The 13,600-nt window shown below is 73.2% G+C and carries 8 protein-coding genes and 1 tRNA gene; 2 read left to right on the top strand and 7 right to left on the bottom strand.

From position 1 onward, the window contains the following. Positions 1 to 116: 116 nt before the first annotated feature. Complete coding sequence (locus PGN05_RS03405) at positions 117 to 1,454, bottom strand: ABC transporter substrate-binding protein (RefSeq protein ID WP_419751117.1); 1,338 nt, start codon at positions 1,452 to 1,454, stop codon at positions 117 to 119. 192 nt (positions 1,455 to 1,646) lie between these two features. Continuing rightward, positions 1,647 to 2,246 carry an ANTAR domain-containing response regulator gene (locus PGN05_RS03400; RefSeq protein WP_419751116.1) on the bottom strand — a complete coding sequence of 200 codons (600 nt, stop codon included), beginning with the start codon at positions 2,244 to 2,246 and terminating at the stop codon, positions 1,647 to 1,649. Between the two features lie 71 nt (positions 2,247 to 2,317). On the opposite strand from PGN05_RS03400, the gene PGN05_RS03395 reads away from it, so the two are divergent. After that, positions 2,318 to 2,391: transfer RNA gene (locus PGN05_RS03395), tRNA-Leu, on the top strand. A gap of 69 nt (positions 2,392 to 2,460) precedes the next feature. Here the strand turns inward: PGN05_RS03395 and PGN05_RS03390 are convergent. Next, positions 2,461 to 3,018 (bottom strand): dihydrofolate reductase family protein, encoded by a 558-nt coding sequence (locus PGN05_RS03390; protein WP_419751115.1) that lies wholly within the window; start codon positions 3,016 to 3,018, stop codon positions 2,461 to 2,463. Between the two features lie 205 nt (positions 3,019 to 3,223). Here PGN05_RS03390 and PGN05_RS03385 point away from each other — a divergent pair, with 205 nt between their 5' ends. Further along, the gene (locus tag PGN05_RS03385; protein ID WP_419751114.1) at positions 3,224 to 4,954 is read left to right on the top strand and encodes an aminotransferase class V-fold PLP-dependent enzyme; all 1,731 of its coding nucleotides are present in this window, start codon (positions 3,224 to 3,226) and stop codon (positions 4,952 to 4,954) included. 1 nt (position 4,955) lies between these two features. Here the strand turns inward: PGN05_RS03385 and PGN05_RS03380 are convergent, their stop codons facing one another. The 4 genes from PGN05_RS03380 to gltB all read right to left on the bottom strand — a co-directional run bounded on the left by PGN05_RS03380 (position 4,956) and on the right by gltB (position 13,566). Continuing rightward, positions 4,956 to 5,837: an acyl-CoA thioesterase gene (locus PGN05_RS03380; protein ID WP_419751113.1), complete on the bottom strand. Its 882-nt coding sequence runs from the start codon at positions 5,835 to 5,837 to the stop codon at positions 4,956 to 4,958. Further along, positions 5,834 to 7,249, bottom strand: a complete 1,416-nt coding sequence (pyk, locus tag PGN05_RS03375) for a pyruvate kinase (RefSeq protein WP_419751112.1) — start codon at positions 7,247 to 7,249, stop codon at positions 5,834 to 5,836. The genes PGN05_RS03380 and pyk overlap by 4 nt, the downstream gene beginning before the upstream one ends. Positions 7,250 to 7,424: 175 nt before the next feature. Continuing rightward, the gene (locus PGN05_RS03370) at positions 7,425 to 8,924 is read right to left on the bottom strand and encodes a glutamate synthase subunit beta (protein WP_419751111.1); all 1,500 of its coding nucleotides are present in this window, start codon (positions 8,922 to 8,924) and stop codon (positions 7,425 to 7,427) included. Continuing rightward, positions 8,917 to 13,566, bottom strand: a complete 4,650-nt coding sequence (gene gltB / locus PGN05_RS03365) for a glutamate synthase large subunit (protein WP_419751110.1) — start codon at positions 13,564 to 13,566, stop codon at positions 8,917 to 8,919. The genes PGN05_RS03370 and gltB overlap by 8 nt, the downstream gene beginning before the upstream one ends. Positions 13,567 to 13,600: the final 34 nt, after the last annotated feature.

Raw genomic sequence — 13,600 nt, 5'->3', positions numbered from 1 at the left:
TGGACGGCGCCGCCTGCACCCGCCGGCCCCGGACGCACAGTGACCCGGCACCGCCGTGCGGTGCCGGGCCACTGGGTGGAGCGGTCCCCGGGTCAGAGACCCGGGAGGTCCTCAGCTCAGCGCTGCGGGCCGATGCCGTTCTGGTTGAGCCCGTCGATGATCCGCGAGGACTCGTCGAACCCGATCACCACGATCGCGTCCGGGTTGAAGTCCACCATCTGCTGCACCTCGGAGTCGAAGTTGGCAGCCTGCGGGTCGTAGATGATCGACTCGATGTCGCCCTCCGCGAGGCCGGCGGCCTGCAGGTTGTTGGCGACGTTCTCCGCCAGACCCGTGCCGTACGGGTCGTTGAGCGCGAGGATCCCGACGGTGTTGTTGCCGTCCTCGATGATGAGGTCGGCCAGGGCCTCGGCCTGCAGCACGTCCGGCGGGGCGGTACGGAAGTACAGCCCGTTGTCGTTGTACGTCGTGAACTGGTCCGACGTGTTGGCCGGGGAGAACTGTAGGACGCCGGCACCGGTGATGGTGTCGATGACCGTCAGGCTCACGCCCGAGGACGCCGCACCGATGATCGCGTTGACGCCGGCCTGCAGCATCGCGTCGACCGACTGCGTGGCGATGTCGGTGGAGGTGTCACCCGAGTCGCGCTGGATGAGCTGCACCTGCTGCCCGAGGACGCCGCCGGCGGCGTTGATGTCGTTGACCGCGAGCTGCGCGGCCGCGATCTCCGGCGGGCCGAGGAAGGCGAGGTTGCCGGTCTCCGGCAGCAGCGTGCCGATGATCAGCGGCTCCGGAGAGGTGGCGCCGGCCGCGACCGGGGCCGGGCCCTCGTCGGTACTGGCGTTGGCCTCGTCGCCGGGCAGGACGTACCGGGTCTGGCTGTCGTCGATCCGGTTGTCGTCCCCGTAGGTCTGGATCCCGATGCTGGCGCGCGACGGCTCACCGGCGTCGGTGAACGCCAGCGGGCCGGACTGGCCGTCGTAGTCGGGGTTGCTGCCGGCGTTGACCAGCTCGAGGCAGGAGGCGAAGTCCGCGCACTTGTCGCCACCGAAGGTGATCCCGTTGACGTAGGCCTTGAACACGTTCGCGTCGTTGGTGCCGGCCATCTGGGCCGCCAGCGCCGTGAGCACGATGGCGTCGTACGTCTCCTGGGCGTAGTTGAAGTCGACCAGGTTCGGGTTGACCTGCAGCAGCCGCTCCCGGAAGTCCCCGGACAGCTCGGTCAGCGGCAGGGTGCCCTTCATGCCGAGCAGGGCGCCCTCCCCGCTGATGCGCTCGCCGAGGCCGTTGCCGATGTTGCCGTCGGACCCGTAGACGTTGACCTGCTTCTCGCCGCCGCCGTCGCCACCGCCGCTGGCGCTGCCGCCCTCGTCGTCCCCACCGCTGCACGCGGTCAGGACGAGCAGGGCCGCAGCGGAGACGGCGGCGGTCCGGGCGAGGATGCCTGTGCGCATCAAACAACTCCCACTGTGGTGTCGGTCGTGCCTCGGTCAGCCCAGCCGGGTGACCCGATCAGTGGGGGGAAGGTAGCTGCTGCTCACGGGCCCGGAAGAGGCGTCGACCGGACCGTGATGGGGTTGTGACCTCCCGGATCCCGGCCGGACACACCAGCGCGGGCACGCGGTCCCCGGTGCGACGGGGGTCACTCACTCCGCGGCGGAGTCCCCCGCGGCCTGCGGCTCGAGGATGCGCTGGGCGAGCGCCTTCATCGACGTCCGCTCGTTCATCGCCGCCCGCTGGATCCAGCGGAACGCCTCGGCCTCGGTCATGCCCTCGTCGGCCATCAGCTTGCCCTTGGCCTTCTCGACGACCTTGCGGGCCTCCAGGCGCTCCTCCAGGGTGCGCACCTCGCCGTCGAGGGCGGCCAGCTCGGCGAACCGGGCGCGGGCGACCTCGATCGCGGGCACCAGGTCGTTCTTCGAGAACGGCTTCACCAGGTAGGCCATGGCGCCGGCGTCCCGGGCGCGCTCCACCAGCTCCCGCTGGCTGAACGCGGTCAGCACGATCACCGGGGCCACGCGCGCGGAGGCGATCTGCTCCGCCGCCGAGAGCCCGTCGAGCACCGGCATCTGGATGTCGAGGACGACGAGGTCGGGGCGCAGCTCGCTGGCGCGGTCCACCGCCTGCTGCCCGTCGCCGACCTCGGCGACGACGGAGTACCCCTCCTCCTCGAGCATCTCCTTGAGGTCGAGGCGGATGAGCGCCTCGTCCTCGGCGATCAGAACCCGGATCGACTCGCTGCTCACGCGCGGGAGCCTAGCGATGCCAGGGGGTCCACTCCGCCCGGCTACGCTGCGCGGACAGCCGGTGCAGGCACGCCCCCGTACCCCAATCGGCAGAGGGAGCGGATTCAAAACCCGCGCAGTGTGCGTTCGAGTCGCACCGGGGGCACGTCCGGGAGCTCACCGCTGCTCCGCGGAGCGGAGGGGCCGGGCCGCCCCGCCGCCGCCGGGTGCCGGCTCAGCGGGTCCGGTAGCGGGCGTAGATCAGACCGCTGGCGAAGGCGCGCTGCTCGACCAGCTCCAGATCGAGGCGGACGCCGTCGGGGAAGAACCGCTTGCCGCCACCGACCACGTTGGTCGTCATGAGCAGGTGGTACTCGTCCACCAGGCCCGCGGCGATCGCCTGGGCGGCGAGGTTCGGGCCGTCGACGCTGAGGTCGTGGTCGGACTCGGCCTTGAGCCGGCGCACCGCGTCCGGGTCGAAGGTCCGCTCGATCCTCGTCCTCGCACTCGACACCGAGTCCAGCGTCGTGGAGTAGACGATCTTGTCGGCGGCCTGCCAGTCCCGGGCGTACTGCAGGATGTGCGGAGGCGCGTCGGGCAGGGTGTGCGCGGTCTCCCAGAACACCATCGTCTCGTACATCCGCCGGCCGTAGAGGAACGTGCGGACCGGGCGGAAGACGTCGCCGATGAAGGTGTGCACCTCCGGGTCCTCGGCCCCGGTGCCGAGGTCGCCCTCCGCCGCCTCGGCGTAGCCGTCCAGCGAGGTGATCATCGAGTAGATCAGCGTGGCCATGCGTCTCCTCCGCGTGCGGGCCCGCCGGTCCCCCGGCAGGTGCTCGAGGCTCTGACCGCACGCCGGCCCGGAACTCATCGACCTGCCGGCGGAGCCGCCGCGTCGCGTGCCGGCTCGCGGACCCGCCCACCTCCGGAGCGCCCCGCCGGGACGACGCGCCGGGGCCAGCCGTCGGGTGCCGCGACGGCGGCCATACGGTGGCACGGTGAGCTCGCCGACGCCCCCGCACATGACCCCCGAGCAGTTCCGCCGGCACGGGCACGAGGTCGTCGACTGGATCGCCGACTACTGGACCCGCATCGGCACCTTCCCGGTCCGCTCCCCCGCCGCGCCGGGCGACGTCCGCGAGTCGCTGCCGGCCGCACCGCCCGAGCAGGGCGAGCCCTTCTCCGCCGTCCTGGCCGACCTCGACCGCGTCGTCCTGCCGGGTCTGACGCACTGGCAGCACCCCGGGTTCTTCGGCTACTTCCCCGCCAACACCTCCGGCCCGTCGGTGCTGGGCGACCTCGTCTCCTCCGGGCTGGGCGTGCAGGGGATGTCGTGGGTGACCAGCCCCGCCGCCACCGAGCTCGAGCAGCACGTCATGGACTGGTTCGCCGAGCTGCTCGGCCTGCCCGAGTCCTTCCGCTCCACCGGCACCGGCGGCGGCGTCGTGCAGGACTCCAGCTCCGGCGCCAACCTCGTCGCGCTGCTGGCGGCCCTGCACCGGGCCAGCGGCGGAGCCACCGTCCGGCAGGGGGTGCGGCCGGAGGAGTACACGGTCTACGTCTCCGCGGAGACCCACTCGTCGATGGAGAAGGCCGTCCGGGTGGCCGGCCTGGGCACCGACGCCGTCCGCATCGTCGAGGTCGACGGCGATCTCGCCATGCGCCCGCAGGCGCTGAAGGCCCGGCTGGAGCGCGACACGGCCCGCGGCTTCCAGCCGGTGCTGGTCTGCGCCACGGTCGGGACGACGTCGACGACCGCGATCGACCCGCTGGCGGAACTGGGCCCGATCTGCCGCGACGCCGGCGTCTGGCTGCACGTGGACGCCGCCTACGCGGGCGTGAGCGCCGTGGCGCCCGAGCTGCGGACCCTGCAGGCCGGCGTCGAGTGGGCCGACAGCTACACCACCGACGCGCACAAGTGGCTGCTCACCGGCTTCGACGCCACCCTCTTCTGGGTCGCCGACCGGGGCGCGCTCACCGGGGCGCTGGCGATCCTCCCCGAGTACCTGCGCAACGCCGCCACCGACACCGGGGCCGTCGTCGACTACCGCGACTGGCAGATCGAGCTCGGCCGCCGGTTCCGGGCACTGAAGCTGTGGTTCGTGCTGCGCTGGTACGGCGCCGAGGGGCTGCGCGCGCACGTCCGGTCCGGGGTGGCCCTGGCCCAGGAACTCGCCGCCTGGGCCGACGCCGACGAGCGGTTCGACGTCGCCACCCCGCACCCGCTGTCGCTGGTCTGCCTGCGCCCGCGCTGGGCGGCGGACGTCGACGCCGACGTCGCGACCATGACCCTGCTGGAGCAGCTCAACGACGGCGGCGAGGTGTTCCTGACCCACACCACGGTCCGCGGCCAGGTCGTGCTCCGGGTGGCCGTCGGCGCGCCCACCACGACCCGCGCGCACGTCGAACGGGCGTGGACGCTGCTGTGCCAGGGCCACGACTGGCTGGCCGCGGACTTCGCCGAGTCCGCCGCCGAGCGGGCCCGCCTGGCCGCCGAGCGACGCGCGCAGGGCACGGTCCCCGCCGTTCCCGGCCCGACGGAGCTCCCGGTGGTCGCGGCGGAGACCGCGGCCGTCCCGGCGGAGGCCCCGGCCGTCGCGGCGGAGAGCGCGGCCGTCCCGGCGGAGGCCCCGGCGAGCCAGGACGAGAGCGCGGCACAGGCCGGGGCGCAGCGGGGCCTGGAGGCCCCGGAGGCGGCCGTGCCGGCGGACGCCGACGCCCCGCGGTGACTCAGCGCGCGATGGCGCGCAGCAGCCCCTCCTGGGCGACCGTGGCCACGTGCGTGCCGTCGGCCGACCAGACCCGGCCGAGGCACAGCGCCCGCCCGCCGGAGGCTGCGGGGCTGTCGGTCTCGTAGAGGAACCAGTCGTCGGCGCGCACCGGGGCGTGGAACCACACCGCGTGGTCGAGGCTGGCGCCGGCGTAGCGGTCCTGCCACCCGCCGACGCGGGCCAGCCCGGCGCCGAGCAGCGTGAGGTCGCTGGCGAAGGTCAGCGCCGCGGCGTGGACGGCGGCGTCGTCGGGCAACCGGCCGGCGACCCGCATCCAGACGCGGATGGAGGTGTCCGGCGGCTGCTTGGCCCGCCCCTCGAACGGGTCCTCGAGCAGCCGCTGCTCGACCGCCCGGCTGATCTCCATGGCCCCCGAGCCCTCCTTGCCGTGCCGGGCGGCTGCCTCGGCGAGGGAGGGCAGCTCCTCCGGTGCCGGGACGACGGGCATCGGCAGCGAGTGCTCGACGACGGCCGGCTCGGGGGCGTGGAAGTCCGCGGTCAGCGCGAAGATCGCGACGTCCTCGCCCTTGCGGCGCTGCCAGGCCAGGACCCGCCGGGTCGTGAACGACCGGCCGTCGCGGATCCGGTCGACGGCGTAGCGGATCTCCTCGTGCGGGTCTCCGGGGCGCAGGAAGTAGGAGTGCAGCGAGTGCACGCCGCGCTCGGCCGGCACCGTCCGTCCCGCGGCCATCAGCGCCTGGCCGGCCACCTGGCCGCCGAAGATGCGCTGCAGCCGCGTGGTCGGCGTCTGGCCGACGAAGACGTCGGTCTCCCGCTCCTCGAGGTCGAGCACCTGCAGGAGCGCGGCGGCCTGGCTGTCGCCGTCCCCGCCCGGGCTCACGAGTCGGTCCCGACCTCGTGGACGCGGATCAGGTTGGTCGAGCCGACCGTGTTGGGCGGGCTGCCGGCGACCACGACCACCCGGTCGCCCTCCTTGAGCCGGCCGATCGACAGCAGCGAGAAGTCCACCTGCTGCACCATGTCGTCGGTGTGCTGCACGGAGGGCACGAGGAAGGTCTCCACGCCCCAGGACAGCGCCAGCTGGCTGCGCACCCGCGCGTCGACGGTGAAGGCCAGCAGCGGCTGCTGGGGGTGGAGGGCGGCGAGCCGGCGGGCGGTGTCGCCGGTCTGGGTGAACGTCGCCAGCGCCTTGACGTCCATGGTCTCGCCGACGTCCTTGGCGGCGCGGACGATCGCCCCCGACCGCGACCGGGACCGGCGCTGCAGGTCCGGGACGCCGGCGTCCCCGCCCTCGACCGCGGCGATGATCCGCTCCATGGTGCGGACGGCGGCGATCGGATAGCGGCCGACCGACGTCTCCCCGGACAGCATCACCGCGTCGGCGCCGTCGAGGACGGCGTTGGCGACGTCGGAGGCCTCGGCGCGGGTGGGCCGCGAGTTGCTGATCATGGACTCGAGCATCTGGGTGGCCACGATGACCGGCTTGTTGCGCTCCCGGGCCGCCTGGACGGCGCGCTTCTGCACCAGTGGCACCTGCTCCAGCGGCAGCTCCACGCCAAGGTCGCCGCGCGCGACCATGACCCCGTCGAAGGCCTCGACGATGGCCTCCAGGTTCTCCACCGCCTCGGGCTTCTCCAGCTTGGCGATGACGGGGACCGAGACGTCCTCCTGCCGCATGATGTCGCGGACCAGCTCGACGTCGCGCGGCGACCGGACGAACGACAGCGCGATGAAGTCGACCGACAGGTGGAGGGCAAACCGCAGGTCCTGGGCGTCCTTCTCGGACAGCGCCGGCACGCTCACCGCGACCCCGGGCAGCGACAGGCCCTTGTTGTTGGAGACCTCGCCGCCCTCGACGACCAGGCACCACACGTCGGGGCCGTCCACGCCCACCACCGAGAGCGCGAGCTTGCCGTCGTCCACGAGCAGCCGGTCGCCGACCCGGGCGTCGGAGGCCAGCCCCTTGTAGGTGGTCGAGACGCGCTCGGCGGTGCCCTGGACGTCCTCGATGGTGATGCAGATGCGGCTGCCGGTCTCCCACAGCACCGGGCCGTCGGCGAAGGTGCCGAGGCGGATCTTGGGGCCCTGCAGGTCGGCGAGGATCGCGACGGCGTGGCCGGTGCGGTCGGAGGCCTCCCGGACCATGCGGTAGGCCCGCTCGTGGTCGGCGTGCGCGCCGTGGCTGAAGTTCAGCCGGGCGACGTCCATACCGGACTCGACGAGGGCGGTGACCTGCTCCAGCGAGCTGGTCGCCGGCCCGAGCGTGCAGACGATCTTGGCGCGACGCGACATGACGCAGACGCTATCCGGCTCCCCCGCGCTTCGCGGGGAGGCCCCCTGTGAGCGCTCACATAGCCCGGGGAGACGCCCCGGGCCGGATCCCGCTCCCATGGGAGCGGGACCCGGCCTCGGCCGGCGGCCCCCTCCAGGGCACCGCCCCGAGCCTGCGAGGGAGGGGGTCCTCCGTCTAGCGGAGCGCGACCATCGTGGGCGTGACGGGTCGCGGCAGCATCGAGGCCCCGGTCAGCCAGGTGTCGACGGCGCCCGCCGCGGCGCGCCCCTCGGCGATCGCCCAGACGATCAGCGACTGGCCGCGACCCATGTCGCCGGCGACGAAGACGCCCGGGACGGTGGACATGAACTCGCCGTCGCGGGCGACGTTGCCGCGCCCGTCGACCTCCACGCCCAGGGCCTCGACCAGGCCCTCGCGCTGCGCCCCGGTGAACCCCATGGCGAGGAACACCAGGTCGGCCGGCAGCTCCCGCTCGCTGCCCTCGACCTTCTGGAAGCGGCCGTCGACCCGCTCCACGTCGTGGATGAGCAGCGCGCGCACGGTGCCCTGGGCGGGTTCTTCCTCGTGACCCAGGAAGCGCTCGCTGTTGACGCTGTAGAGCCGCTCGCCGCCCTCCTCGTGGGCGCTGGAGACCCGCATGATCATCGGGTAGGTCGGCCACGGGTTGTTGTCGGCCCGGCGGTCCGGCGGCACCGGCATGATCTCCAGCTGGGTCACCGACGCCGCACCCTGCCGGTGCGCGGTGCCCAGGCAGTCGGCGCCGGTGTCACCGCCGCCGATGATCACGACGTGCTTGCCGCGGGCGTTGATCGGCGGGTCGTCGAGCTCGCCGAGCGCCTGCCGGTTGCCGTGGGGCAGGTACTCCATCGCCAGGTGGATGCCGTGCAGCTCCCGGCCCGGGGCGGGCAGGTCGCGGCCGACGGTGGCGCCGCCGGACAGGACGACGGCGTCGTACTCGGCGCGCAGCTGCTCGGCCGACAGGTCGTCCTCGCCGCTGCCGCCGACCTCGACGCCGGTCACGAACCGGGTGCCCTCGGCCCGCATCTGGTCCAGCCGCCGGTCGAGCACGGCCTTCTCCATCTTGAACTCCGGGATGCCGTACCGCAGCAGCCCGCCGACCCGGTCGGCCCGCTCGTACACGGTGACCTCGTGCCCGGCGCGGGTGAGCTGCTGGGCGGCGGCCAGCCCGGCCGGGCCGGAACCGATGACGGCGACCTTCTTGCCGGTGTGCTCCTGCGGGGGCACCGGCGCGACCAGGTCGCGCTGGAACGCCTGGTCGATGATCTCCCACTCGATCTGCTTGATCGTGACCGGCGACTCCTGCAGGTTCAGCACGCAGGAGCCCTCGCAGGGCGCCGGGCACAGCTTCCCGGTGAACTCCGGGAAGTTGTTGGTGGCGTGCAGCCGCTCGATGGCCTCGGTCCAGTCGTCGCGGCGGGCGAGGTCGTTCCACTCCGGGATGAGGTTGCCCAGCGGGCAGCCGTGGTGGCAGAACGGGATGCCGCAGTCCATGCAGCGCGCGGCCTGCTGACGCACCGCCGCCACCGGGAAGACCTCGTCCTCACCCGTCCCGCGGGTCAGGTAGACGTCCTTCCAGTCGAGCAGCCGGACGTCCACCGGGCGGCGCGGCGGCAGCGCCCGCTGGTGCTTGAGGAAACCGGTCGAGTCAGCCACGTGCGGCCTCCATCACTGCCCTGTCCACATCGGTTCCGGCGGCCTCGGCGGCGCGCCGGGCCTCGAGCGCGCGGCGGTAGTCGCGCGGCATGATCACGCTGAACCGCTCGGACCAGCGGCCCCAGTCGGCCAGCAGCGCTGCGGCGACCGGCGACTGCGTGTCGGCCGCGTAGCGCACCAGGACGTCGCGCAGCCACTGCGCGGACCCGCCGTCCAGCGGGTCGACGTCCACCATCTCGGTGTTGACCCGGTGGCGGGCCAGGTCCAGGACGTAGCCGACCCCGCCGGACATGCCGGCCGCGATGTTGCGCCCGGTCGAGCCGAGGATCACCGCGCGGCCGCCGGTCATGTACTCCAGTGCGTGGTCGCCGACGCCCTCGACGACGGCCAGCGCGCCGGAGTTGCGCACGCAGAACCGCTCGCCGACCCGGCCGCGGAGGAAGACCTCGCCCCCGGTGGCGCCGTAGCCGATGACGTTGCCGGCGATGACGTTGTCCTCGGCGGCGAACCCGGCCTCGCGGGCGGGGCGGACGACGATCCGGCCGCCGGACAGGCCCTTGCCGACGTAGTCGTTGGCGTCGCCGAACAGCCGCATGGTGATGCCGCGCGGCAGGAAGGCCCCGAACGACTGGCCGGCCGACCCGGTGAAGGTCAGGTCGATCGTGCCGTCGGGCAGCCCCTCCCCGCCGAAGCGGCGGGTCACCATCGAGCCGAGCATCGTGCCGACGGTCCGGTTGACGTTGCGCACCGGCAGCTCGAGGCTCACCGGCCGCGCGTCGAGCAGCGCGCCCTCGCACAGCTGGATGAGCGTCTGGTCCAGGGCGACGTCCAGGCCGTGGTCCTGGGCGCGGACCCGGTGCCGCGGCGCGTCCTCGGCCAGCTCCGGGACCGCCAGCATCGGCGTGAGGTCCAGCCCGGCGGCCTTCCAGTGGTCGACCGCCTTGCGGGTGTCGAGCAGCTCGGCGTGGCCGACGGCCTCGTCGAGCGAGCGGAAGCCCAGCTCGGCCAGGTACTGCCGGACCTGCTCGGCGAGGAACTCGAAGAACGTGACGACGAACTCCGGCCGCCCGGTGAACCGCTTGCGCAGCTCCGGGTTCTGGGTGGCGACGCCGACCGGGCAGGTGTCGAGGTGGCAGACGCGCATCATCACGCAGCCGGAGACCACCAGCGGAGCGGTGGCGAAGCCGTACTCCTCGGCGCCCAGCAGCGCGGCGATGACCACGTCGCGGCCGGTCTTCATCTGCCCGTCGCACTGCACGACGATCCGGTCGCGCAGGCCGTTGGCCAGCAGCGTCTGCTGGGTCTCGGCCAGGCCCAGCTCCCACGGCGAGCCGGCGTGCTTGAGCGAGGTCAGCGGTGCCGCGCCGGTCCCGCCGTCGTGCCCGGAGATGAGGACGACGTCGGCGTGGGCCTTGCTCACGCCGGCCGCGACCGTCCCGACCCCGACCTCGCTGACCAGCTTGACGTGGACCCGCGCCTCGTTGTTGGCGTTCTTCAGGTCGTGGATCAGCTGCTTGAGGTCCTCGATCGAGTAGATGTCGTGGTGCGGCGGCGGGCTGATCAGGCCGACGCCCGGCGTGGAGTGCCGGGTGCGGGCCACCCACGGGTAGACCTTCTGGCCGGGCAGCTGGCCGCCCTCGCCGGGCTTGGCGCCCTGGGCCATCTTGATCTGGATGTCGTCGGCGTTGACCAGGTACTCGCTGGTGACGCCGAACCGGCCGCTGGCCACCTGCTTGATCGCCGAGCGGCGCAGGTCGCCGTTGGGGTCGGGCACGAAGCGGTCGGGGTCCTCGCCGCCCTCACCGGTGTTGGACTTGCCGCCCAGCCGGTTCATGGCGATCGCGAGGGTCTCGTGGGCCTCCTGCGAGATGGAGCCGTAGCTCATCGCGCCGGTGGAGAACCGCCGGACGATCTCGCTGACCGGCTCGACCTCCTCCAGCGGCACCGGCGGGCGCACGCCGGTGCGGAGGCTGAACAGCCCGCGCAGCGTCGCGGCCTCCTCGGAGAGCTGGTCGACGGTCTGCGTGTACTGCTCGAAGACCTCGTACTGCCGCGATCGGGTGGCGTGCTGCAGGAGGAACACCGTCTCGGGGTTGAACAGGTGCACCTCGCCCTCGCGGCGCCACTGGTACTCGCCGCCGGTCTCCAGCCGGCGGTGCGCCCGCTCGGTCGGGTTCTCCGGGTAGGCCCGGCGGTGGCGCATGGCCACCTCCTCGGCGAGGACGTCGATGCCGACGCCGCCGAGCGGGCACGAGGTGCCGGTGAAGTACTCGTCGACGATCTCCTGCGACAGGCCGACGGCCTCGAAGATCTGCGCCATCGTGTACGAGCCGACGGTGCTGATGCCCATCTTGCTCATGACCTTGAGGACGCCCTTGCCGAGCGCCTTCACCACGTTGCGGTTGGCCTGGGCCGCCTCGATGCCGGTGAGGTCGCCGCCGCGGATGAGGTCCTCGATCGACTCGAAGGCCAGGTACGGGTTGACCGCGGCCGCGCCGTAGCCGAGCAGCAGCGCGACGTGGTGGACCTCGCGGCAGTCGCCGGACTCGACGACCAGCCCGACCTCCATGCGGGTCTTCTGCCGCACCAGGTGGTGGTGGACCGCGGCGGTCATGAGCAGCGACGGGATCGGGGCGCGCTTCTCGTCGCAGTCGCGGTCGGAGAGCACGATGACCCGGGCGCCGGCGCAGATCGCCTTGCTCACCTTGGTGCGCAGCTGCTCGATCGCCGCGGCCAGCGCCGCCCCGCCGCCGTTGACGTCGAAGTGGCCGGTGATCCGGACGGCGGCGTAGCCGGGCAGGTCGCCGTCGTCGTCGATGTGCAGGATCTTGGCCAGCTCGTCGTTGTCGATGACCGGGAAGGGCAGGAACACCTGGCGGCAGGACGCCGGTGTGGCCTGCAGCAGGTTCTGCTCGGGACCGAAGGTGCGGCCGAGGCTGGTCACCAGCTCCTCGCGGATGGCGTCCAGCGGCGGGTTGGTCACCTGGGCGAACAGCTGGCCGAAGTAGTCGTAGAGCAGGCGCGAGCGGTCCGACAGCGCCGCGACCGGGGTGTCGGTGCCCATCGAGCCGATCGGCTCGGCGCCGGTCGAGGCCATCGGGGTGAGCAGGACGCGCAGGTCCTCCTCGGTGTACCCGAACAGCTGCTGCCGGCGGACGACGGACTCGTGACTGGGCCGGGCGCGGCGGCGCTCGGGCAGCTGCGGCAGGTGCACGAGACCGGCGTGCAGCCAGTCCTCGTAGGGGTGCTCGGCCGCGAGCGCCCCCTTGACCTCCTCGTCGGAGACGATCTTCCCGGCCGCGGTGTCGACCAGGAACATCCGGCCCGGCTGCAGCCGGCCCTTGGCGACCACGTCGGCGTCGGGGATCTCCAGGACGCCGACCTCGCTGGCCAGCACCACCAGGTCGTCGCGGGTGTGCCACCAGCGGCCCGGGCGCAGGCCGTTGCGGTCGAGGACGGCGCCGATGAGCGTGCCGTCGGTGAAGGCGACCGCGGCCGGCCCGTCCCACGGCTCCATGATCGAGGAGTGGAACCGGTAGAAGGCCCGGCGGGCCGGGTCCATCTCGTCGTGGTTCTCCCACGCCTCCGGGATCATCATGAGCACCGCGTGCGGCAGCGAGCGGCCCGACAGGTGCAGCAGCTCGAGCACCTCGTCGAAGGTGGCCGAGTCGCTGAAGTCGCTGGCGGTCACCGGGAAGACGCGGTCCAGGCCGAGCTCGGACGCCGGGCCGGCGGGGCCGTCGAACAGCGCCGTCTCCAGCTTCGCCTCGCGGGCGCGCATCCGGTTCCGGTTGCCCTTGATGGTGTTGATCTCGCCGTTGTGCGCGATCAGCCGGAACGGGTGGGCCAGCGGCCAGCTGGGGAAGGTGTTGGTGGAGAACCGGCTGTGCACCAGCGCGATCGCCGACTCGTACCGCTCGTCGCGCAGGTCGGGGAAGAACGCGGGCAGCTGGTCGGTGGTCAGCATGCCCTTGTAGGTCACGGTCCGGGACGACAGCGAGGTGATGTACAGGGAGCTGCCCGCCTCGGTGGCGGACCGCTCGGCGCGCTTGCGCAGCACGAACGCCCGCCGCTCCAACCGGGTCACGCCGTTGACGGCGGCGTTGCCGCCGAAGGCCCGGGCGTCGGCGCGGGCGCCGATCGTCTCGGCGACGAACAGCTGGGCGAAGTGCGGCATGACCGCGCGCGCGGTGGGGCCGACGTCCGCGCCGTCGGGGTCGACCGGCAGCTCGCGCCAGCCCAGGACGGTGAGGCCCTCCTCCGCGGCGAGCCGGGCGACGTCCGCGACGCGGGCGGCCCGCTCCTCCTCGTCCACGGGGAGGAAGGCGATGCCGACGGCGTACTCGCCCGTGGGCGGCAGGTCGAAGTCGACCTCGGCGCGCAGCAGCGCGTCCGGCACCTGGGTCAGGATGCCGGCGCCGTCCCCGGAGTTGGGCTCGGAGCCCGCGGCGCCGCGGTGGTCGAGGTTGTGCAGCGCGGTGAGCCCGGCGGCCACGATCTTCCGTGAGCGGCGGCCCTGCACGTCGGCGACGAAGGCGACGCCGCAGGCGTCCTTGTCGTGGGCCGGGTCGTACAGGCCGGCGGCCGGGGGCACGGCGGAGAACGGGACGGCGGTGCCGGCGGGGGCGGAGATCTGGGACATGACACTCCCGTCGTCGGCGCACCACCCAGGGCCG

The organism is Geodermatophilus sp. CPCC 206100 (assembly GCF_048569675.1).
Lineage (GTDB): Bacteria > Actinomycetota > Actinomycetes > Mycobacteriales > Geodermatophilaceae > Geodermatophilus.
This window is presented reverse-complemented; position numbering and strand designations above follow the sequence as displayed.